This is a genomic window from Sinorhizobium terangae (assembly GCF_029714365.1).
GTDB lineage: Bacteria > Pseudomonadota > Alphaproteobacteria > Rhizobiales > Rhizobiaceae > Sinorhizobium > Sinorhizobium terangae.
In genome coordinates this window covers 642,260-662,405 of the sequence record NZ_CP121660.1, presented here as the reverse complement: position 1 = coordinate 662,405, position 20,146 = coordinate 642,260, and the positions used below count along the sequence as shown (strand labels likewise).

The window sequence follows — 20,146 nt, the reverse complement described above, 5'->3', positions numbered from 1 at the left end:
GTCGTCTCTCCGTGCTGCTATGGAGCAGGCCACTCCTGACTCCGCGACACCATCATTGTGAGGGACGACCACCGGCCCTTCAAACCTGCCGGGCCGGGTCGGCCCGTTACACCATCTTGAGAGCACATAACGAGAACACCGCGCGTCAGCGGGATCAAATTTACGCGTCACCGGCTGACGGATGATATTTCGGTCGTTGGCGGTTTCCTGGTGCAATCGGCCGCTCGATCATCCAAGTGGAATGTCTGTAACGCGCGCCCCGCACTCGAAACGGTTCATGGCATCGAAAGAGAAGGCGGCCACCGGCAAGCTGGTTGCGGCCTCGAGTGCGAGGTCCGCCAAGATTTCACCGACGACGCTGGTAAACTTGAAGCCATGTCCCGAACAGGGCGAAGCGACGACGACGTTCGGATTGCCGGGCGCGAGGTCGAGCAAGAAATCCTCGCTCGGCAACATCGTATAGCGGCACGTCACGGCATTGACACGCTGTCCGGCGGCCGCCGGCACGCGCTTGGAGATAAAGCCATCGAGCAGCGCCGTGTCCGCATCGTTGACCGGCGGGTTTGGCTCATCCGGATTGATCCGTTCGCGAAAATGTGCATGCCTGCCGACTTTGACGCCATCAATGCCGATCGCTGGAAAGCCGAAGTAAGAGCCCCCTGCTCCCTCGTCCCTAAGAAAGCAGGGCATGCGCCGCGGTTCGGTCGCGAAGCCGTCGCGTGGCTGGTACCAGGCAACGACCTGCCGGATCGGCACCGCATGCGCCTTCAACTGCGGAACGAGTTCGGCGATCCAGGGTCCGGTCGCAACCACCGCCTTCTTCGCGCGATAAAGTCCATCGGCTGAGCGGAGCGTGACACCGCCGTCGCCCGGCTCGATTGCGGTTATCCGTTCACCGAAGTGGAGAACGGCGCCATCCTGTGCGGCAAGTTTCAGATAGCCCGCAATGGCTGCTTCCGGCCTGAGATAGCCGCCCTGCGGATCGAGGACCGCGATCTCGTCGTCGTCCAGTTGAAAGGCGGGGAACCGGCGTCCCATCTCAGCCTTATCGAGCACCTCATGCGCCAAACCGTGCATCTCACAGGACGCGCGCGTTCCCGCGACGATCTTGCTGTCCGCAGCACCAACCTGGAGGACGCCGGTTGTCGTCAAGATCTCCGTGCGAAGCCGGATTTCCAACGCGCGCCAGTTGTAATAGGCACGTTGCAGCAGCGGCACATAGGATGGATCCTCGAAGTACCCGAGCCGGATCAGGCGGCTGTCTCCATGCGAGGAACTGAGCGCATGGGCCGGGAAATAGGCATCGATGCCGATCGTCTTGGCGCCGCGCGCCGAAAGAAAGGACAGTGCAGCACTTCCCATGGCGCCGAGGCCGATAACGGCAACGTCAAACTCGACCGTCATCCCTGCTCCCTCCGTTCACGACCGGTGGCATGTCTTCCCGGACCAGGATGCGAAGCGCTTCCATGTCGCCGGCAAGCGGACGATCGTCGTCGTAATGCGCAACGACCCCGCGCACGAGGCGATAGATGGCATCAGTCCCTTGCGCGCGCGCTGCGGTCGCGGACAGGAAGTCATGAGCCTGGGCAGCCGCCATCAGCTCGATCGCCAGGATGTATTCGGCATTGTCGACCACGTTCAGTAGCTTGTTTGCGGCCGCCGTCGGATGCGCGAGAAAGTCCTCCTGGAGAGCAGAAGTCAGGCCGCCATCTGTCGAGGCCGGAGCCGCCAGCCTGCGGTTCTCATTGCTGAGCGCTGCCGCGGTATATTGCGCAATCATGAAGCCGGAGTTGCTGCCGGCGTCGCTTGCCAGGAACGGCGGCAGGCCGCTCACCAACGGATTGACAAGCCGATCCGTGCGGCGCTCGCTCATGGCGGATATCTGCCCAAGGGCGATCGCCAGGTTGTCGCACGCCTGTGCGAGGGCGGGCGCGACGGCATGGGCTTGCGACGAGACGATCGGACTGTCGGGCGTTCCTGACACCGTCGGATTGTCAGTGACGGAAGCAAGCTCGCGGTCTACGACATCAGATGCATGGTCAAAGACGTCGCGGGCGGCCCCGTGGGCGTGCGGGATCGCGCGGAGACTGAGCGCATCCTGCGTGCGCCGGCCGAGCGCAGCCGCGACGAGCCCGCTGCCTTCCAGGCGCTCTCGCAGGGTAGCACCGACGTGCCCGAGGCCGCGCGACGGGCGAAGCGCCAGAACCGCTTCGTCGAAGGCCGCCATCTGGCAGCCGGCTGCCTCCAAAGTGAGGGCTGCGATCGCATCCGCCCAGTCGAGCAGCCGCTCGGTGCGCGCGAGTGCAACGCTTGCAAGACCCGTTGCGCAGGCCGTACCATTGACGAGGCTCAATCCCTCCTTCGCGCCGAGCACAAGCGGCGAAAGGCCGATAGCGCTGAGCGCCTCGCGGCCACTCATGCGCTGGCCGGCCACCTGCGCGCTTCCCTCGCCGATGAGGACGAGCGCGGTGTGGGCGTTGTGCGTAAGGTAACCGGCCGAGCCTTTCGATGGGACATCCGGCACACAGTCCTTTTCCAGGAATCCCGCAAGATAGCGGATAATGTCCGCGCTCACACCGGAATGGCCGTGGGCAAAGTTGGCGATTTGCGCAGCGATGATTGCTCGGACCTCGCGTGCGGCCAAGACATCGCCGACGCCGCAGGCGTGACTGAGAACAATGTTGCGCGACAGCCGGCTTTGATGGTCGCGACCAACGACCGTGTCCGAAAGCGCGCCGACGCCGGTATTGATGCCGTAGGCGCGCACCCCCGTCTCGACAATGCGCGCAACGATGCGACTGGCATTGTCCACGCGTGCCCACGCCGCGCGAGAAAGCGCAACCGTCTCCCCGGCCGCGACGCGGGCCACCTCGCGCCAGCCGATCCGCGTGTCGATGGTGACCGTCATTGCGCGCTTCCGAAATGGCCGATGAACTGGCGAAAGGCGGGCGAGGCTCCGCCGCCGAACATCTCGTCCGGCGTGCCGCTGCTGTCGACCAGGCCTTCCTTCATGAAGACGACCCGGTTGGAGACATTGCGGGCAAAGCTCATCTCATGGGTTACGACCAGCATGGTCATCCCCTCCTCGGCGAGCGCACGCATGACGCGCAACACCTCACCGACGAGTTCCGGGTCGAGCGCCGAGGTCGGCTCGTCGAAAAGCATGACCTTCGGTTTCATCGCCAGCGCCCGGGCGATCGCGGCGCGCTGCTGCTGCCCGCCGGACAGGTGCGCAGGATAGGCATGGCGCTTGTCGGCAATGCCGACCTTCTCGAGCAACACCTCGGCCTCGGCGATACATTCGGTGCGCGGGCGTTTGAGGACATGGACCGGTCCCTCGATCACGTTCTGCAAGATCGTCATGTGCGACCAGAGATTGAAGGACTGGAAGACCATGCCGAGCTCCGAGCGGATATGATCGACCTGCTTCTGGCTCGCGGGCCGGCTCGTGCCGCCCTTGTGAACCATTCGAACCTGCTCGCCATCAACCCAGATCTCTCCGTCGGTTGCCGTCTCCAACAGGTTGATGCAGCGCAGGAAGGTGGATTTTCCGGAGCCGGATGCCCCGAGCAGCGAGATGACGTCGCCATCCTGGGCATCGAGGGAAATGCCGCGCAAGACCTCGTGGGTGCCGAAGCTTTTGCGGATGTTGCGTACGGAAAGTCGGGTGACGCCTGGCATGGAAGCTCCAATCGTGTCGTTCAGCGCTCAGGCTTTCAGCGCCGGCGGGATCGCGCGGCGGTGTCGCGAGAGCGAATATTCAAGCAGTGACATCGCCTGCAGAATGATGAAGTTGAGAACGAGATAGATGATAGCCGCACAGAGAAACACTTCCATCGTGCGATAGGTCTGCGAGATCAGCCGCTGCGCCACGCCCGTTACTTCCCATACGGTCACCAGGCTTGTGAGTGCCGTCGATTTCATCATCAGGACGATCTCGGTGGAATAGGCCGGCAGCGCGTGCCGAAAGGCGATCGGCGCGAGGATGCGACGCACGAGGAGCGCGCCGGACATGCCGATCGATCGCGCTGCCTCAATGTCGCGCGGGGAGACGGCGCGAATGCCGCCGCGGAAAATTTCAGCCGTATAGCCCGCGGTGCAGAGCGCCAGCGAGAGGACCGCGCAGACAAAGGGTTCGCGCAGGAACGGCCACAGGAACGAATAGCGGATGAAGCCGAACTGGCCGAGTCCGTAGAAGACAAGAAACATCTGGATCAACAGCGGCGAGCCGCGAAAGACGAAAATGTATCCCTTGGCGACGGATGCGAGCACAGGGTTGCCGCCGACACGCATCCAGACGATCAGAAGCGCCAGAATGCCGCCGGAGAAGATCGAAAGGGAAAACAGTGCCAAGGTCATCGGAACGGCCTTGAGCAGCGTGGTCATCGTTTGGGTGAGAAAGGCAAAATCCATGGTACTATCTCACGCCTTGCCCATGGCCGCCGCCGGCATGCTCCGATTGGCGCGCCGTTCGGCGCCGTTGAAGACGCGGTCCGAGAGGCTCGTCAGAATGAGATAGAGACCGCCGCCCACGATGAAGAACAGGAAGTATTGTCGCGTCGAACCGGCGGCAACCTGGCTGGTGCGCATCAACTCAGCAAGGCCCGTCACCGAGATCAGCGCCGAGTCCTTGAGGCTGAGCTGCCAGACGTTGCCGAGACCCGGAATGGCGAAACGCAGTACCTGCGGGATGATGATCCGGCGAAACCGGAGACCCCGGCGCATGCCGATGGCCGATGCCGCCTCCAGTTCGCCCTTGGAAATGGCGAGGTAGGCACCGCGGAAGACTTCCGCCTGATAGGCACCGGAGATGATGCCGACGGCCAGCGCGCCGGCCAGGAAAGAAGGCAGTCCGAGGAAGCCTTCATAGCCCATCGACTGACTGATCGCCGTGACAGCCGTAGAGCCCCCGAAATAGATGAGATAGATAATGAGCAACTCCGGCACGCCGCGAAACACCGTCGTGTAAAGGCTGCCAAGCGCAACAAGAAACGCGTTGCCGGAGAGCTTTGCGGCGGCGATGACAGAACCGAGCACGGCTCCTATTGCGAGCGCACTTGCAGTCACGCAGAGGGTCATCAGCGCGCCGAGCAGAAGGAGTGCGCCCCATCCGGTCGTGCCGAAACCAATTAGTTCCAGTGTTGCCATATCAAGTTCCCCGCCCCACCGCCTTCTCGGCGATATCAGAACAGCAAGCGGTCCCCGGCATCGAGCCGTGAGACCGCCCTTTCGGCCCGCGCGGGCGTCAATTCTGCGGGCTGACGTCGACCTTAAACCACTTCATCGACAGGTTCTTCACGGTACCGTCGGCGAGCGCGGACTTGATCGCTTCGTTGAACTTGTCGCGCAGGTCTGTATCGGCCTGACGGATGCCGAGGCCCTCACCCTCACCCCAAATCGGGCCTACGATTTCCGGGCCAGTAAAGGCCAGGCTATCGTTTGCGGACTGGAAGGCATTGGCGAAATAGACGGCGTCATCGAAACCGAGATCGATGCGGCCGGTCTGGAGATCGAGGTCGCGGTCTGCACCGGTCTTGTACTCGCGCACCTCTGCGATGTCGCCGAAATTGTCATAAATGAACTTGGCGTAAACGGTGGCTGCCTGAATGCCGATGGTCTTGCCCTTGAAGGCTTCTTTCAACGCTTCGACCTCTTTAACGCCGGTCTGGCCGGGCGTCATCTTGATTGTCGCGCCGGTGCCGGCCGCGTTTGCCAGCGGGCTGTCTTTAGCGGTTGCGAAGGCCGCCGGCGTCGCAGCGTAGGGAATAGTGAAGTCGATGACCTTCTTGCGGTCCTCGGTGATCGACAGGGCGTCCATGATGACATCGAACTTGCCGGCATTAAGAGCCGGGATCATGCCATCCCAGTCGGAGGCGACGAGCGTGCACTCGATCTTGGCCCGCTCGCACAGCACCTTGGCAAGTTCCGGCTCGAAGCCGCCCAGCGTGCCGTCGGCATTGGTCATGTTCCAGGGCGCATAGGCGCCCTCAAGCGTAATCGTGGCAGCCTTCCAGTCTTTAGCAGCAACAGGAGCGGCGAAAGTCGAAAGCGCAAAAGCGCTGGCAAGAACAAGCTTGCTGAAGTTCATCGGTGAGTTCTCCTCTGAGGTTACGATTGGCCTTGCGGCCCGACGCCAGTCTCCGCCGGCTTGCCCGACACCAGCTCTGTTGGCCGTGTGTCGAGGTTGTATAGGGTAGCATATGTCACATTTTGTGTTATGCAAGAGGAAAGTCGATTTAATCGAGCGGATTCCGCCGTCGCAAAAGGAAAAGGCATTGAAGCGTCCAAGCGAGATGAAGCGGGACAACGATACCGCACCGCTTTACGCCGGTGTGAAGCAGATGATCCTTGACCGCATCCACAGTGGCGAGTGGCCTCCCAGGCATCGCGTGCCTTCCGAGAACGAATTGGTGACTGAACTCGGCGTCAGCAAGATGACCGCTAACCGCGCGCTGCGTGAACTTGCAAACGAGGGTGAACTGGTCCGCATTCAGGGCGTCGGCTCCTTTGTTGCCGAGCGTAAGGGTTACTCGGCCCTGTTTGAAGTGCGCAACATCGCCGACGAAATTGCCGAGCGTGGCCATACGCACGAGGCCTCCGTTGTAATTCTCGCCCAGGAAGCTGCTTCTCCCGAAACCGCGGACGCGCTCGATTTAGCGATCGGCGCAGCGGTGTTCCACTCGCTGATTGTTCACAGCGAAAACGGCGTGCCGGTGCAGATAGAAGATCGCTTCGTTAATCCGGCGGCAGCTCCCGACTATCTCGCGCAGGAGTTCTCCTCAATCACGCCGAACGCCTATCTCACGGCTGCAGCCCCGCTTAGCGGTTCTGAGCACATCGTCGAGGCGGCAATGCCGCAGTCCTGGGAATGCAAGCTGCTGTCAATTCTCAAGAGCGAGCCGTGTCTCGCAATACGCCGCCGGACATGGTCGGGACGACACGTCGTCTCCACCGCCCGCCTCATCTACCCCGGTCACCGCTATCGACTGGAGGCACGCACGGGCAAGATGTTTGAGGAATAGGGCCATCTTGTATATGGAACCACGGTAGTGATTGCGGCTATCGCTTGGCAGATGGGTGGTTGCCTCCTCACGTTGAACGGGATTGAACCAAAGCACCAATCACCCACGGCGTTATTGGCGATCCTGTTGATTAACGCAAAGCCGCTTCGCTAATCAACGCGACGTGCGTTAACGCGCCGCGCAGACACCGCGCATTCCGACGAATACGCGGCTCTTGCGCCCCACCGCAGAAATGCCTTATTGCGGCGTCAGGTCGAAGCCGAACCACTTTTCCGAAAGGCTTTTAATCGTGCCGTCCGCCTTCGCCGCGGTGATGGCGTCGTCGAACATCGCCTGCAGGTCGGTGTCGCTCTTGCGCAGCCCGACGGAGCTGCCGGCACCGAGGAAGCCGCCCTGGAAGCGCGGTCCGACGATAGTCATGTCGGCATTCGCAGGCTTTTCGACCGCGGTTTTCAGGTAACCCATCGAGGCCATGACAAGATCGACCCGGCCGGCGACCAGATCGAGATCGTGCTGTTCAGTCGTCTTGTATTCGCGCACTTCGACGATTTCTTTAAGATACTCGTCGATGAAGCGCGCCGCGATCGAAGCGCTCTGGACGCCGATCGTCTTGCCTTCGACAAGCGGCTTCAGCTCTTCGACGGCCTTGCGGGCACCCGCCTCGTTGGACGCCAGCGAGAAGAGTTCGCCTTTCATCGGCAAGGTTTCAAGCTCGCTGCCCTTGAGCGTCGCGAAAGCTTGGCCGGTGCTGCCGTAGGAGATGGAAAAGTTGATAACTTCCTTGCGCTTTTCCGTCGCCGACATGCCTGCCATGATGGCGTCGAACTTACCGGCATTGAGAGCTGGGATCATCCCGTCGAAGGCCTGCGGAATGATGGTGCATTCCACCTTCATGTGATCGCAGAGATATTTGCTGAGCTCGATCTCGTAGCCGTCCAACGTGCCGTCCGCCTTGGTGAGATTATAGGGCGGGAAGGCGCCTTCGGTGGCAATGGTGATCTTCGTCCACTTCTTTTCTTCCGCCTGTGCCGTCGTGGCGAGAAGCCCCGTGGCAACGGCGAGGGCCGCCATGATCGCGGTTGTTTTCTGCATTTCGATATTCCCCTTTTTGCTCTGGTGGTTATTTGGTTCTTTCAGGAGGTCATTCGCCTAATTGCTGATGAACTGCCGGAAACGTTCGGATTTCGAGCTGGTGAAGACGTTATGAGGCGCGCCCTCCTCCTCAATCGCGCCCTTGTGCAGGAAGACGACGCGGCTCGATACATCGCGGGCGAAGCCCATCTCGTGGGTCACGACCAGCATCGTTCTGCCTTCTTCGGCGAGCCCGCGCATGACGCGCAGCACCTCGCCGACGAGTTCCGGATCGAGTGCGGAGGTCGGCTCGTCGAAAAGCATCGCCTTCGGCCGCATGGCGAGCGCACGGGCAATCGCTGCACGCTGCTGCTGGCCGCCGGAAAGATGAGCGGGGTAGTGGTTGCGCTTGTCGGCGATGCCAACCTTGGCAAGCAGCGCCTCCGCCTCGTCGATCGCTTCCCTGCGCGGCCGCTTCAGCACATGGACGGGCGCCTCGATAACGTTCTCCAGCACCGTCTTGTGGGACCAGAGATTGAAGCTCTGGAAGACCATGCCGAGCTCGGAGCGGATGCGGTCGACCTGCTTCCGGTCGGCAGGCCGGCTTTTGCCGCCGCCCGCCGCCTTGAGGCGGATCGTCTCGCCGGCCACCGCGATGGAGCCGGAATCCGGCACCTCCAGCATGTTGATGCAGCGCAAGAGCGTCGATTTTCCCGAACCCGACGAGCCGAGGATCGAGATCACCTCGCCCTCATGCGCGTCGATCGATATCCCTTTCAGTACCTCGACCGGGCCGAAGCTCTTGTGCAGATCCCGGACACTGATGGCGACGAACGGAGCGGCTTTTGCGGACATGTTCAATGGGATTCTCCCTTCAGCCTGCCGGTCATGGGCAGCGGCTGGCGCTGATGCGGGCTCAACTGGTACTCGACGAAGGCGATGAGCCGGGTGAGCAGGAAATTGATGGTGAGATAGATGGCGCCGGCGACGACGAAGACCTCGATCACCCGGAAGGTTTCGGAAATGATCTTGGCGGCAACCCCGGTGATTTCCATGAGCGTGATGATCGAGGCGAGCGAGGTCGCCTTCACCATAGAGATCATCTCGTTGCCGTAGCCGGGCAGTGCCTGGCGGATGGCAAGCGGCATGACGATGCGGCGGAAGATCATGAAACGCGGCATGCCGCAGGCGCGCGCGGCCTCGACCTGCCCGTGCGGCACTGAAAGCAAGCCGCCGCGAATGATCTCGCTCGCATAGGCCGCGGTGTTCAGCATCAGGGCAAGCACGGCACACCAATAGGGCTCGCGCAGCACCGGCCAAAAGATGCTGTGCCTGACCGCGCCAAACTGGCTAAGACCGTAGTAGATCAGGAAGATCTGGACGAGCAGCGGAGTTCCGCGAAAAATGAACACGTAGAGGCGCGCGAACCAGTCGAGCACGAGGATGCCGGAGAGGCGCGCGAGCGCCAGAGCAAGAGCGAGAACCGCACCGAGAGCGATTGCCGTTATTGCGAGCTCAAGCGTGAGCGGCAGGGCCGAGAGCAGGCTTATCAGCGTTTCCGCGGCAAAGGCGATATCCATCAACCCCTCCTGACGCCGCGCGAGAACCAGCGTTCCGAGGCATTGAGGAAGAGGCCGGAAACGGTGGAAATCGCGAGATAGATCATCGCGGCGATGAAATAGAAATCGAAAGGCAGACTGGTCGATCCGGCGCCGATTTGGGCTTGGCGCAGAAGCTCGACGACGCCGGTGACCGAAACGAGCGCCGACTCTTTCAGCACCACCTGCCAGACATTGCCGAGTCCGGGCAGCGCGTGGCGCAGCGTCAGCGGCGCGGTGATGCGGCGGAACTTGAGCACGCGGCCCATACCGCAGGCGGTCGCCGCCTCCAGTTCGCCCGGATGGACGGCACGGAAAGCGCCACGGAAAACCTCCGTCTGCTGGGCACCGGAGGTCAAGCCGACCGCAAGCGCACCAGCGAGAAAGCCCGGAAAGCTGACGAAGCCCTCGGCGCCGAAGAACTGCCCGACCGCCGTCACGACGGCGCTGCCGCCGAAATAGAAAAGGTAGATGACGAGCAGATCCGGAATGCCGCGCAAGATCGTCGTATAGGCATCGGCGAACATCCGGAGGAACCGGCCGCCGGATATCTTCGCCCACGCGCCGAGGGTACCGATGACGCTGCCGATCGCAAAGCCGGCAAGCGCGATCAGGATCGTCATCCACGCGCCCGCGGCAAGCGCGTGACCCCACCTGTCAGGCCCGAAACTGATGATGTCGAGGAAACCGGGATTACTCATGGAGACGATGGTCCTTGGCCAAGCGCTCAGAAGACTGACTCGCTGTTCATGGCTGGATGTCCGTCGAGTGGTGCCGGACGGGCCTTGCGGCCCGCCCTGCCAGTCCGTTGTTAGAACGAGGGCGTAAGATCGAGCTTGCTCCATTTTTCGGAGAGCGCACGAATAACGCCGTCAGCCGCTGCGGCCTTGATCGCGTCGTCGAACCTCGCCTTCAACTCAGCCTCCCCCTTGCGCATGCCCATCGCCACTTCCGTTGCCAGCATCGCGCCCTTGACCAAAGGTCCTGTCATGGCGAGGCCCTCGTTGCCGGGCTTGGCGAGCATCGACGTTCCATAGACGCCGCTGTCGAACCCGGCATCGATGCGCCCAGCCTTGAGGTCGAGATCGCGTTCGCCGGAGTTCTTGTAGGCGCGCACCGTGACGGTGTCGCCGAAATAGGCGTTGATGAGCTGTTCCTGGCTGGTCGACTGCACAACGCCGACGGTCTTGCCGTCGAGCGCTTCGCCGATCGTCTTCATGACCGGATCGGCCTTCGCCTTGTCGTTGAGATTAAGGCGCTCGCCGGTCATCGGCAACTCGGTGACCGGTCCGTTCTTGGCAATCAGGAAAGTCGCGACACCACTCGCATAGGGGATGGTGAAGTCGACGACCTGCTTGCGCTTCTCATTGATGCCGAGCGTCATGATGAGATCGAACTTGCCGGCGTTGAGACTGGGGATGAGGCTGGTCCATTCGCCCGTCATCAACTCGCATTCCACCTTGGCGCGGGCACAAACATCCTTGATCAAATCGACGTCGAATCCGGTGAGCTGGCCCTGGGAATCGAGCGCATTCCATGGCGGGAAGGCGCCTTCGATCCCGACCCGGACATGCGTCCAGTCCTTGGCCAGCGCCGACGTGGCGGTCAAGGAAAGGCCGGCCATGAAAATGGCGGCGACAAATCTGCTTCGTTTCATGTTTCAGTTCCCTTCTTTTTGCCGGGCCTTTTTGGTGGCCGGCTTTGCGATTGATCGATCCGCGCCTTTCAGCGCGTGTCGTGTTTGAGGGCGGCTGCCAGTGTTGCCCGCGCCTCCCGCAAGGCATGTGCAGCGAGGTTTCGGCATTGTCGGGCGTGCACGGCATAAAACGGCAGTTCGGGCGAGCTCTGCGGCAGGTCGGCAAGCTCGCGCAGGCCGGCAAGCGATGGCCAGGCCGGGTGCGGCAGGGCGCTGTCGTGGCTGAAGCGGTGTCCGGTCGTGTAATTGAGGGGCACGAGCAGACGAGACACCTGCATGAGGGAGCGGTTGATCGCTTCCAGCGCGTCCTCGCCGGCGCTCTCGGCCATCCTGTTCACAGCCTGTACCGCTTCCTCGAACGCGCCAAGGCGCGAAATCAAAATGTCGATGTCCATGCGGTCGCCGAGGCGGTCCTGAAGGGTCAGCAGTTCCTTCCTCATCGAAGCGGCAACGGCGGTGTAGTCGAGCGGTAGCACTGGCGCAGTCAACAGGCGCCACAGAACGCGCAGCACGATTGCCGTGTCGCGTTCAAGGTTGTCGAGATCGATGTGCTCTACCATGTCGTGCGGCGTATGCCACCACCAGCCAAGCGCCGTCAGCATCTTGACGGGACCGGGCGGCTGATGGCTGAGGCTGCCGAACATCGACGGTATGCCAACACCCCAGAACGACTGGTCCGCGGCGCGGCCGTGGCGGCGACCGGCGTGGCGCTGTCCGCTTACCGCCTCGACCGCTTCAGCCGCAACGGATTTCAACTCGTCGATGACAGCCGAGTTGGTAAGCACGCTTGCCCCCTCGCCGCCGGTCGAATCGACATTCACATGGGCGACGCAGCGCCGATCGAGCTCGTCCCAATATTCGTCCGCATACCAGGCGGATCCCGAATAGCGCCCATGCGAATGGCCGGACCAGAAGCAGAGACGCAAGCCCCGCCGCCACGGGCCGCGCCGCGCGGCGAGCAACCTTGCCGCCTCCAGCATGGTGGCGTTGGCGCATCCGTTGTCCATGACACCGTAGTGCCAGGTGTCGTGATGGCCGGAAAACAGCACGAAAGGGGCGCCGTCGTCCACTTTCTTTTCAGCAGGCAGCTCCGCAACGAGAATGGGCGTTTTGCGCCAGCTGGTATCGACGTCCGCCCAAAGCGACACCAGCACGATCTCGCCCGCTTGGCATTGCGCCCGTAGCCTCGCGCCGTCGTCGCGCGCGATCGTACAAACGACCGTCGTTGGAAGCTTCGGCCGCGTAACCTGCGAGGGACTGCCCCATACCGGTGAAACGCACATTTCGTAAAGGTGTTCGTTCGGGCTGATATGAAGCTGGCCCAGAGCGCCATGCGCGCTTGCGAGCGCGGTCACTTCCTCGGTGGCAATGCCATCGACAAGAACGGTCTTGCCTCTGACATCGACGGAGGCGAAGGCCGCCTCGTCGCCCTCACCGACATAGACGATCGGCGCGCGGATGCCGTCGCTTGTCGTCGCAACCGACATCGAATGCGTGATGCAGCGCAGGTTTTCGCCGTTTGCCTCGACGCGAGCCTGTCCGGGCAGGCTGATATAGGCGTCGTGGAACAGAAGCTCCGTGCGATAGCCGTAGGACGCCATCTCCCGTTCGAGATAACGGAAGCTCTCAAGTTCCTCAGGCGTTCCCGAGAGCTTGATGCGGCGGCCGAACTCCTCGATATGGGCAGCCAGCCGCTCTCGATCGGGTTGAGCTAGGTCAAGCATCGCGCTTCTCCGGCAGCGGCGGATCGACATCGTCCGGGATCGGGTTCACGAAAGGCGTGCCGTCCAGTCTCGCCGCATGATCGGCCTTGGCGGCGGCTATGAGATCGGGCTTCAGGATCAGGTCGAGCGCCGTGCTCGCCATCACCTTTGCCGCATGTTCCATGCCCTTGTGCGCGGCTGGCAGCTTGCCTTGAGCGACGAGTTGCCAGGAATGACCGGGCGTTCCGATGGCGTAGGTCGCGCCGCGCATCTGGACGGTCGGCACAATCCAACTCACCGTGCCGACGTCGGTCGAACCGACGAGCGTGCCGTTGCCGCTTTCCGGCGGAAAGATCGTGTCACACAGGGCAACGCCGCGACGCACCTTCAGCCCGAAGCGCTCGAAGGAAGAGGCAATATCCTCCTTCGAGAAGGTCTCCTGGAATTTGGCCGCAAGGTCGCGGTCCTCTTCATCAAAGACCGGCGGACCGAGGCGTTCGAGGTGCGAATGCATCAGGGATTCGAGCGGGGTGTTGCCGACGAGATTGGCGTCGCCGCTGACGATTTCGCTCCGCACCGTCGTGCCGGTCATCAGTGCCGCGCCGTCGGCGACATTCCTTACGCGGGCGGACAGATCGAGCAGTTCCGGCAGACTGCGGGCGCGGACGAGATAGCGCACCGTCGCGCGCGCCTGGACGACGTTCGGTGCGTGCCCGCCGGTATCGGTGACGGCATAGTGGATGCGGGCGGTCGACGGCATGTGCTCGCGCAGATAGTTGACACCCACATTCATGAGCTCGACGGCGTCGAGCGCGCTGCGGCCGAGATGGGGCGAAGCGGCGGCATGCGAGGCGCGGCCGCTGAAGTGGAAATTGATCTCGTTGCAGGCGAGCGAGATCGGGTTGTTGACGCCGGCGAAGGGTGCCGGATGCCAGGAAATGGCGATATCGACGTCGTCGAAAACGCCCGCCCGCACCATGAAGCCCTTGGACGAGCCGCCCTCCTCGGCAGGGCAGCCGTAATAGCGAATCCGCGCCCTGATGCGGTTGGCCTCCAGATAGTCCTTGACGGCAGTTGCCGCCATCATCGAGCCGGCGCCGAGCAGGTTATGTCCGCAGCCATGGCCGTTGCCGCCGACAACGAGCGGCCTCTCCTCGGCAATCCCCGCCTCCTGGCTCAAACCCGGTAGCGCGTCGAACTCTCCAAGGATGGCGATAACCGGGCCGCCCTCGCCCGCCTCGCCCATCACTGCCGTCGGCATGCCGGCAATGCCGCGCGCGACGCGGAAACCTTCATTCTCCAGCATGGCCGCGTGCGCAGCGGACGAGCTGTATTCCTCGTAGTTGGTTTCCGGCGTGTCCCACACACGGTCGCTCAAGGAGCAGAACGCTTCGCGCTTCTTTTCGACGAGGTCCCAGACGGCATCGGAATTTTTCATCGTTTACTGGCTTCCACAACAATGGTATCCAAAATTGGCGCCAATTTATGACAACATTTTGAAGCACGCAAGCGCGTTATGGGTGTAAAACAGAGGGCGCGAAGAGATTTTTCCACGGCTTTGCGGGTGACTGCATCTTGGAGAGCAGTCGGGCGCAATGGCAGAATGAGAGGCAGGTCCTGCAGCGCCGCGCATCTTAACCAGACGCGAAAGGGACGCGGCAGAACTTTGAATTGCTGCCTGTTTTGTTCGAAAGAGGAAAACCTGCAGTAGGGAGGCTGTATGAACAAGGTGAAACCGCGGGAAGCAAACAATCCGACTGCAGTCGATGTCACGGACCTGATTCTCCATGACATCCAGACCGGCGTGCTTGCACCCGGATCATGGCTGAAGCAGATCGACCTGGAGCAGCGCTACCAGTGCACGAGGCCGGAAGTGCGGCGCGCACTCGACCGGCTTGCGCAACGCCGCCTTGTCGAACATGTGCCGAACCGCGGCTATCACGTGTACGAGCCCGATGGCCGGCAGGCTTCCGAAGTCAGCGAAATTCGCATCCTGCTCGAAGCGGGGGTTGCGGGCAAAATCGCCGCCAACGCGTCAGAGCTGGACGTCGAGGCCCTGCGTGACCTCGCGTCGCGCTTCGACACGCTCATTCTCGAAGGAACGCCGATCGAGCTCTACGAGGCCAATCTTGCCTTTCACCATCGGCTGCTTTCGCTCTGCGGCAACAAGGAACTCGTCAATCTCGTGACCGAGATCCGCCAGCGCACATCGTCGGCCCCGGTCTCGCAGTGGAAGACACGGGCGCGCATCGAACAATCCTCGCGCGAGCACCATCAAATGATCGACGCCGTTGCCGCCGGCGATGGAGCAACCCTCAAGGAAGCGATTGCACGCCACATTCGCCAGGATTGAGCGCGCGCCACCGGGCGCGCCTGTTGCGGCTCGTCGCGTGGGCAGAAATTTGTCACGAACTTCACCCAGATGGCGTCGCCCTGGGACCTGTTCTGAGCAATGACATCATGCTGCCACGAAGCGTGCCCATGTCGGGCTGCGGCGCGCAGAGAGGAAAGATAAATTAATCTCCCCAGCGCAGCGCCGCCGTGTCGACCGGCGCGTCCCACAGCGAAAGCTCTCGGTCCGCAAGACGCGCGACGGTGATTGACAGGCCCGCCATGTCCAACGAGGTCACGTAGGTTCCGACCAGCGACCGGGCGATCGTAAGGCCGAGGCGCTCGCACTGCGCTTTCGCAGTATTGTATACGAGGTAAAGCTCCGACGCCGGTGTACCACCGTAGCCATTGATGAACATGAGGAGTTTTTCGTCACGTTCCGATACCAGCTCGCCCAAGATTGCCTCGAGCATAGTTTCCACAATTTCGTCGGCCGTGGCGAACTTGACCCGTGCGCGCCCCGGCTCTCCGTGAATGCCTACCCCGATCTCCATTTCATCTTCAGCCAGAACGAACGTCTCCCGCTCCGTGTCGGGCACGGTAACACCACGCAGCGAAACTCCCATCGTGCGGATGCGACCGTTCAGGCTCTCGCCGAGCGCGCTCAGTTCATCGAGCCGCCAGCCGGCCTCCGCCGCCGCCCCGAGCAGCTTCTCTACCACGAGGGTCCCCGCAACGCCTCTCCTGCCTTGGCTGCGCTTCGACCCGCCGGGATCGACGTCGTCGCGCACCACGACGGTGGCGATCCGGTGCTCCGCCGCGACGAACTCGGAGGCCATCTCGAAATTCATGACGTCGCCGTCATAATTCTTGACGATGAGCAGACACCCCTCGCCCCCGTCCGTTTCCCGGATCGCGGCAATGATCTGGTCCGGCGTCGGAGAAGTGAAGACATGCCCGGTGCACGCGGCATCCAACATACCTCTCCCGACAAATCCGACGTGCATCGGCTCGTGCCCGGCGCCGCCGCCCGAAATGAGCGAGACCTTGCCCGGCCGAAGGCTGCGCCGGCGAACGAACTTCCCGTCGGCGCCGAAGGTCACCAGCCGTTCGTGGGCCGCCACCAGGCCCGCCAGGCTCTCAGTAACCAGCGTCTCGGCTCGGTTCATGAATTTCTTCATCCTGCCCCTCCCACGACGCCGTGCTTTCCTGCCTTGCGCAAATCGCCGCTCGATCGGACAGGAACATAGAGGGTTCTGCCGGAGGCAGCGACATACTGAAACACATCGCGACCCTCTAATCCATCGTTCCGACCAGTTTCGCCATATTGCGGACGAGTTCCTCGATCGCTTCGTCGAACAGGCGGTTTTTCTTTTCATCGCCGAGATCGGGAACGATCAGCGAGAGCTGGCGCAGCTTCTCCGCACTTGCGAAATCCGGCAGCTTGCCGGGGTGCGCGGACTGATAGGCCTGAAGAAAGCGCTCCTGCTCGCCCGGGCTGAAATGGCAGACGCGGAAAATCGTCGCCAGGTGGCGCGCCGGCAGCGGGGTCGAATAGGCCGGACTCGTCACCTGAGTGACGAAGCTGCGATGCTTGCCGAGTGCCTCGGCGAGGCGCTGACGGGTTCCTGACGGCCGATTGTCGATAATCTGCGCCAAGATCGTCTTGTAGGCGATGATGGGGTCTTCAACCGTCTCGCGCGACATTCATTTCATCTCCGCCGCCGCCTGGCCGTCCGTGCACAAGCCGCTGATTGTCGATCGTATGTCAGTCACGCGATCGGGCGCCACAGAGAAGTGGCGAAGGCCCGCGGCCATGAGCGCCGGTATATGTCGGGGGTCGGAGGCGATCTCGCCGCAGATCCCGATCGGTCTTTTCATCGCCTTGGCAAGGCCCACGCACTGGGCGATCACCCTAAGGACGGCCGGCGTGGCGGCGTCGTAAAGCGCGGCCACGCTTTGGTCGTCTCTTGCGGCAGCCATCAGATATTGCGCCAGATCATTCGTGCCGAAGGAGAAAAAAGCCGAGTGCGAAAATTGCTCGAGCATCAGCGCCGCCGCCGGAACCTCCACCATCATACCGATCTCCGGCATGCGCGCCTCCACCCCGCGCCCCAAGAGAACGGCGCGCTCCTCTTCGAAGTAGGTCCGCATCGCGTCGAGCTCGTCTGGAACAGTTACCATCGGCAGGAGGACGCCAAGATTGCCGTGCACGGCGGCGCGCAACAGCGCGCGCACCTGGGCGCGGGCAAGCTCCGGCCGTGCCAGGAGCAACCGGGTGCCTCTGAGGCCCATGAAGGATTCACTCTTCCTGGCCCCTAGACCCGGCAATGTCTTGTCGCCGCCTAGATCGAGCATGCGCACGATCGCCGGCGCGTCGCCGGCCCATTCCAATGTATGCCGATAGATGTCGTAATGCCTTTGCTCGTTGACGGCATCCGCGGATGAAGCCACCAGAAATTCGGTCCGCATCAGACCGATGCCCGCGAAGGACGCGGGATTAATGGCCTTGAGCTCGAGTGGATCGTTGATGATGGCGGACAGCCGGATCGCAACGCCGTCGGCGGTTTCGACCACTCCGCCGGCGCGGCGCGCGGCGATCGGCCGTGCTTCAGCTTTTTTTGGTTTCGCCTCGCGAACATGCCCATCGTCGGGCGCAATAACGACTCGGCCGTTATTCGCATCGACGAGCACGCGCGCGCCGTCCGCCACTTCGAACCGCCCCGTCGCCACGACCATGGGCACCGAGCGACCGCGTGCAAGCATCGCCACGTGGCTTGAAACGCTGCCTTCAAAGAGGACGATGCCGCCGCCGGCGGTCCAGTCATGCGCGAGGAAGCGGCTTGGCTCAAGGTCCTTCCCGACGAAGACCGAACCCGACGCGAAATCCTCCAAAGGAAGGCCCGTGAGCGCGCTCACGACGCGATTGCGGATATCGACGACGTCGACCGCGCGGGCGCGCAGCTGCTCATCGGGCGCTTCCTCGATACCGGCGATATAGTCGTCGAGTGCCCCGACCCAAGCGAGAGCGGCGCCATCTCCGGCGACGATCCGGTCCTCGGCCATTTCGACGAGAGCCGGATCGAGCAGCATCTCGATCTGGAAATCGAGAATGCCGGCGCTCTCCTCGTCCGACCGGTCCGCGAGAGCCCGGAGCTCCGCAACGGCAGTGGCGATGGCCTGCCGCAGCTTGTCGCGCTCCGCGGCCACGGTGTCGCGTAGCGCAAGCACCTCTGCCGTGACATCGGCGGCGCGATGAACAGGCCCGAGCCCCACGCCGGGAGAGGCGGCGATTCCGGCGATTTCAACCGCTTCGGCCATGCTTTTTTTCTTCATCGAAGTCGCTCTCGACAAGCGCCTTGAGGGCATGGATTGCTTCTGCGGCGCGCAAACCTCGGGCGCGGATCTTCAGCATCGAGCCCGTGCGAATCCTCGCCCCCATGATCTTGACGATGCTCTTGCCGTTCAGCCAGACGTTGCTGTCGTTGACCTCGATCTCGACGGTGCAGGGAAACGACTTGGCAAGCCGCGTGAAGATGACCGACGGACGAGCATGCAGGCCGAAGCCGTGCGTCACCTCGATCTCCGCCTGGCAGTAACCGTGCGTATCGACTGCCTCCGGCGTTTCCCGTCGCGACCTGTTGTCCATCACGGCGACAGCTCCTCCGCGGTTGCCACGACGCGGGCGAGTGCCGCTCCGCCCGATGCCTCGGCCGCGGCCATCACCGCCCCCTCGACCAGAGGCGCATCGCAAATAATCACTCGTGCGGAACGCGGTTCCCCGAGCATTTCGATCGCCATTTCGCTATTGGTCTCCGCCCCGCCGAGATCGACGAAGACGGCGACCCCCGCATCCGACCAGGCGCGTTCGATCGCTGCCATTATTCCGGCTGCATGCGTACCGAGGCCACCTTCGGCGTTCCCGCCGGACCAGGCGAGCGGTACGCAATCGCCGACCATCTGGCGCACCATGTCGGCCGCCCCCTCGGCAACAAGCGGAGAATGCGAGACGATGACGATGCCCACATTTGCGGATTTCGGACTCATGCCGGACATTGCTCCTCCAAGAAACGACAGATCGCCGCCGTCAGCAGCGCACAACTCTTCGCGCCGGGATCGACATGTCCGACCGACCGGTCGCCGAGAAAGGCGGCGCGCCCGCGTATCGCCTTCATGCCGAAAGTGAGGCTTGCCGCCCGTTCCGCCTCTTCGGCGATACCCGCCAATCCCGCGCGCCTTACCACTTCGGCATGCACGGGGTAAAGCACGTCGAGCAGCGTCTTGTCGCCGGCGCTTGCCCGCCCACGACGGGCGACGGCATCGATGGCATGCTCGAATGCGCGTGCAAAGTCGATCTGCCCGTTCGCACCCGCCAAGTGACGGCCGATCTCGATCAGCAGCGTCCCATAGAGCGGACCGGCCGCCCCGCCGACGCTCATGACGAGCGTGAGGCCGGTTTCCTCCAGTGCTTTTGGCAGTGGAAGCTCTGCGAGACGGCTTCGCTCGGCATAGACCGCCTCCAGGCCGCGACGCATGTTGGTGCCATGGTCTCCGTCGCCGATCGCCCTGTCGAGTTCCGACAGATGATCGGCATTGGCGGCAATCACCTCGCGACAGGCCTCGATCAACCCGCCTATGAGCGCTGCGTTTGCCGGCACCTCGGACACCTTCTTTCAACCCCTCCCCGATCATACTCGCGATCGGTCGCCATCGTTAGAGCATGTG

21 protein-coding genes are annotated in these 20,146 nt (G+C 62.7%); 2 read left to right on the top strand and 19 right to left on the bottom strand.

Annotated elements, in window-relative coordinates:
• Window positions 1-228: 228 nt before the first annotated feature.
• The 6 genes from solA to QA637_RS21790 all read right to left on the bottom strand — a co-directional run bounded on the left by solA (window position 229) and on the right by QA637_RS21790 (window position 6,088).
• Window positions 229-1,404 carry an N-methyl-L-tryptophan oxidase gene (gene solA / locus QA637_RS21815; protein ID WP_283066866.1) on the bottom strand — a complete coding sequence of 392 codons (1,176 nt, stop codon included), beginning with the start codon at window positions 1,402-1,404 and terminating at the stop codon, window positions 229-231.
• Window positions 1,388-2,908 (bottom strand): HAL/PAL/TAL family ammonia-lyase, encoded by a 1,521-nt coding sequence (locus QA637_RS21810; protein ID WP_283066865.1) that lies wholly within the window; start codon window positions 2,906-2,908, stop codon window positions 1,388-1,390. Before QA637_RS21810 ends, solA begins: the two co-directional genes overlap by 17 nt.
• Window positions 2,905-3,681 (bottom strand): ABC transporter ATP-binding protein, encoded by a 777-nt coding sequence (locus QA637_RS21805; RefSeq protein WP_153443165.1) that lies wholly within the window; start codon window positions 3,679-3,681, stop codon window positions 2,905-2,907. The genes QA637_RS21810 and QA637_RS21805 overlap by 4 nt, the downstream gene beginning before the upstream one ends.
• A gap of 27 nt (window positions 3,682-3,708) precedes the next feature.
• Complete coding sequence (locus tag QA637_RS21800; RefSeq protein WP_283066864.1) at window positions 3,709-4,413, bottom strand: ABC transporter permease; 705 nt, start codon at window positions 4,411-4,413, stop codon at window positions 3,709-3,711.
• A 9-nt stretch (window positions 4,414-4,422) separates the two neighbouring features.
• The gene (locus tag QA637_RS21795; RefSeq protein ID WP_153443167.1) at window positions 4,423-5,148 is read right to left on the bottom strand and encodes an ABC transporter permease; all 726 of its coding nucleotides are present in this window, start codon (window positions 5,146-5,148) and stop codon (window positions 4,423-4,425) included.
• A 97-nt stretch (window positions 5,149-5,245) separates the two neighbouring features.
• A complete protein-coding gene (locus QA637_RS21790) occupies window positions 5,246-6,088 on the bottom strand; it encodes a transporter substrate-binding domain-containing protein (protein ID WP_153443168.1) in 843 nt (280 codons plus the stop codon).
• 187 nt (window positions 6,089-6,275) lie between these two features.
• Here QA637_RS21790 and hutC point away from each other — a divergent pair, with 187 nt between their 5' ends.
• The gene (gene hutC, locus QA637_RS21785) at window positions 6,276-7,022 is read left to right on the top strand and encodes a histidine utilization transcriptional repressor HutC (protein WP_283066863.1); all 747 of its coding nucleotides are present in this window, start codon (window positions 6,276-6,278) and stop codon (window positions 7,020-7,022) included.
• A 237-nt stretch (window positions 7,023-7,259) separates the two neighbouring features.
• Here the strand turns inward: hutC and QA637_RS21780 are convergent, their stop codons facing one another.
• The 7 genes from QA637_RS21780 to QA637_RS21750 all read right to left on the bottom strand — a co-directional run bounded on the left by QA637_RS21780 (window position 7,260) and on the right by QA637_RS21750 (window position 14,528).
• Window positions 7,260-8,114, bottom strand: a complete 855-nt coding sequence (locus QA637_RS21780; protein ID WP_283066861.1) for a transporter substrate-binding domain-containing protein — start codon at window positions 8,112-8,114, stop codon at window positions 7,260-7,262.
• 57 nt (window positions 8,115-8,171) lie between these two features.
• Window positions 8,172-8,948: an ABC transporter ATP-binding protein gene (locus tag QA637_RS21775; protein WP_283066859.1), complete on the bottom strand. Its 777-nt coding sequence runs from the start codon at window positions 8,946-8,948 to the stop codon at window positions 8,172-8,174.
• Between the two features lie 2 nt (window positions 8,949-8,950).
• Entirely contained in the window at window positions 8,951-9,673 is a 723-nt protein-coding gene (locus QA637_RS21770) for an ABC transporter permease (RefSeq protein ID WP_283066857.1), read from the bottom strand.
• A complete protein-coding gene (locus tag QA637_RS21765; protein WP_283066855.1) occupies window positions 9,673-10,392 on the bottom strand; it encodes an ABC transporter permease in 720 nt (239 codons plus the stop codon). The genes QA637_RS21770 and QA637_RS21765 overlap by 1 nt, the downstream gene beginning before the upstream one ends.
• A 110-nt stretch (window positions 10,393-10,502) precedes the next feature.
• The gene (locus QA637_RS21760; RefSeq protein ID WP_283066853.1) at window positions 10,503-11,348 is read right to left on the bottom strand and encodes a transporter substrate-binding domain-containing protein; all 846 of its coding nucleotides are present in this window, start codon (window positions 11,346-11,348) and stop codon (window positions 10,503-10,505) included.
• Between the two features lie 68 nt (window positions 11,349-11,416).
• Window positions 11,417-13,111 carry a M28 family peptidase gene (locus QA637_RS21755; RefSeq protein WP_283066851.1) on the bottom strand — a complete coding sequence of 565 codons (1,695 nt, stop codon included), beginning with the start codon at window positions 13,109-13,111 and terminating at the stop codon, window positions 11,417-11,419.
• On the bottom strand, window positions 13,104-14,528 hold the full coding sequence (locus QA637_RS21750) for a M20 family metallopeptidase (RefSeq protein ID WP_283066849.1): 1,425 nt from the start codon (window positions 14,526-14,528) through the stop codon (window positions 13,104-13,106). Before QA637_RS21750 ends, QA637_RS21755 begins: the two co-directional genes overlap by 8 nt.
• A 282-nt stretch (window positions 14,529-14,810) precedes the next feature.
• Here QA637_RS21750 and QA637_RS21745 point away from each other — a divergent pair, with 282 nt between their 5' ends.
• Window positions 14,811-15,443, top strand: coding sequence for a GntR family transcriptional regulator (locus QA637_RS21745; RefSeq protein WP_153443176.1), 633 nt, complete (start codon window positions 14,811-14,813; stop codon window positions 15,441-15,443).
• A gap of 163 nt (window positions 15,444-15,606) precedes the next feature.
• Here the strand turns inward: QA637_RS21745 and dhaK are convergent, their stop codons facing one another.
• The 6 genes from dhaK to dhaL form a co-directional block, all read right to left on the bottom strand.
• Window positions 15,607-16,602 carry a dihydroxyacetone kinase subunit DhaK gene (gene dhaK, locus QA637_RS21740; protein WP_153443177.1) on the bottom strand — a complete coding sequence of 332 codons (996 nt, stop codon included), beginning with the start codon at window positions 16,600-16,602 and terminating at the stop codon, window positions 15,607-15,609.
• Window positions 16,603-16,717: 115 nt separating this feature from the next.
• Window positions 16,718-17,128 carry a hypothetical protein gene (locus tag QA637_RS21735; protein ID WP_014330605.1) on the bottom strand — a complete coding sequence of 137 codons (411 nt, stop codon included), beginning with the start codon at window positions 17,126-17,128 and terminating at the stop codon, window positions 16,718-16,720.
• Window positions 17,129-18,742 carry a phosphoenolpyruvate--protein phosphotransferase gene (gene ptsP, locus QA637_RS21730; RefSeq protein ID WP_153443178.1) on the bottom strand — a complete coding sequence of 538 codons (1,614 nt, stop codon included), beginning with the start codon at window positions 18,740-18,742 and terminating at the stop codon, window positions 17,129-17,131.
• A complete protein-coding gene (locus tag QA637_RS21725; RefSeq protein ID WP_153443195.1) occupies window positions 18,726-19,070 on the bottom strand; it encodes an HPr family phosphocarrier protein in 345 nt (114 codons plus the stop codon). Before QA637_RS21725 ends, ptsP begins: the two co-directional genes overlap by 17 nt.
• The gene (dhaM, locus tag QA637_RS21720; protein ID WP_167528423.1) at window positions 19,070-19,468 is read right to left on the bottom strand and encodes a dihydroxyacetone kinase phosphoryl donor subunit DhaM; all 399 of its coding nucleotides are present in this window, start codon (window positions 19,466-19,468) and stop codon (window positions 19,070-19,072) included. Before dhaM ends, QA637_RS21725 begins: the two co-directional genes overlap by 1 nt.
• The gene (gene dhaL, locus QA637_RS21715; protein WP_380786762.1) at window positions 19,465-20,079 is read right to left on the bottom strand and encodes a dihydroxyacetone kinase subunit DhaL; all 615 of its coding nucleotides are present in this window, start codon (window positions 20,077-20,079) and stop codon (window positions 19,465-19,467) included. Before dhaL ends, dhaM begins: the two co-directional genes overlap by 4 nt.
• Window positions 20,080-20,146 lie beyond the last annotated feature (67 nt).

What these genes read in the sequence shown, in the direction of transcription:
- QA637_RS21770 (WP_283066857.1), bottom strand. Translation starts at nt 9,673, where the DNA reads ATGGATATCGCCTTTGCCGCGGAAACGCTGATAAGCCTGCTCTCGGCC.
- QA637_RS21725 (WP_153443195.1), bottom strand. Translation starts at nt 19,070, where the DNA reads ATGGACAACAGGTCGCGACGGGAAACGCCGGAGGCAGTCGATACGCAC.
- QA637_RS21775 (WP_283066859.1), bottom strand. Translation starts at nt 8,948, where the DNA reads ATGTCCGCAAAAGCCGCTCCGTTCGTCGCCATCAGTGTCCGGGATCTG.
- QA637_RS21755 (WP_283066851.1), bottom strand. Translation starts at nt 13,111, where the DNA reads ATGCTTGACCTAGCTCAACCCGATCGAGAGCGGCTGGCTGCCCATATC.
- QA637_RS21805 (WP_153443165.1), bottom strand. Translation starts at nt 3,681, where the DNA reads ATGCCAGGCGTCACCCGACTTTCCGTACGCAACATCCGCAAAAGCTTC.
- QA637_RS21800 (WP_283066864.1), bottom strand. Translation starts at nt 4,413, where the DNA reads ATGGATTTTGCCTTTCTCACCCAAACGATGACCACGCTGCTCAAGGCC.
- dhaM (WP_167528423.1), bottom strand. Translation starts at nt 19,468, where the DNA reads ATGAGTCCGAAATCCGCAAATGTGGGCATCGTCATCGTCTCGCATTCT.
- QA637_RS21735 (WP_014330605.1), bottom strand. Translation starts at nt 17,128, where the DNA reads ATGTCGCGCGAGACGGTTGAAGACCCCATCATCGCCTACAAGACGATC.
- dhaK (WP_153443177.1), bottom strand. Translation starts at nt 16,602, where the DNA reads ATGAAGAAATTCATGAACCGAGCCGAGACGCTGGTTACTGAGAGCCTG.
- solA (WP_283066866.1), bottom strand. Translation starts at nt 1,404, where the DNA reads ATGACGGTCGAGTTTGACGTTGCCGTTATCGGCCTCGGCGCCATGGGA.
- ptsP (WP_153443178.1), bottom strand. Translation starts at nt 18,742, where the DNA reads ATGGCCGAAGCGGTTGAAATCGCCGGAATCGCCGCCTCTCCCGGCGTG.
- QA637_RS21810 (WP_283066865.1), bottom strand. Translation starts at nt 2,908, where the DNA reads ATGACGGTCACCATCGACACGCGGATCGGCTGGCGCGAGGTGGCCCGC.
- QA637_RS21780 (WP_283066861.1), bottom strand. Translation starts at nt 8,114, where the DNA reads ATGCAGAAAACAACCGCGATCATGGCGGCCCTCGCCGTTGCCACGGGG.
- QA637_RS21765 (WP_283066855.1), bottom strand. Translation starts at nt 10,392, where the DNA reads ATGAGTAATCCCGGTTTCCTCGACATCATCAGTTTCGGGCCTGACAGG.
- QA637_RS21795 (WP_153443167.1), bottom strand. Translation starts at nt 5,148, where the DNA reads ATGGCAACACTGGAACTAATTGGTTTCGGCACGACCGGATGGGGCGCA.
- QA637_RS21750 (WP_283066849.1), bottom strand. Translation starts at nt 14,528, where the DNA reads ATGAAAAATTCCGATGCCGTCTGGGACCTCGTCGAAAAGAAGCGCGAA.
- QA637_RS21745 (WP_153443176.1), top strand. Translation starts at nt 14,811, where the DNA reads ATGAACAAGGTGAAACCGCGGGAAGCAAACAATCCGACTGCAGTCGAT.
- QA637_RS21790 (WP_153443168.1), bottom strand. Translation starts at nt 6,088, where the DNA reads ATGAACTTCAGCAAGCTTGTTCTTGCCAGCGCTTTTGCGCTTTCGACT.
- QA637_RS21760 (WP_283066853.1), bottom strand. Translation starts at nt 11,348, where the DNA reads ATGAAACGAAGCAGATTTGTCGCCGCCATTTTCATGGCCGGCCTTTCC.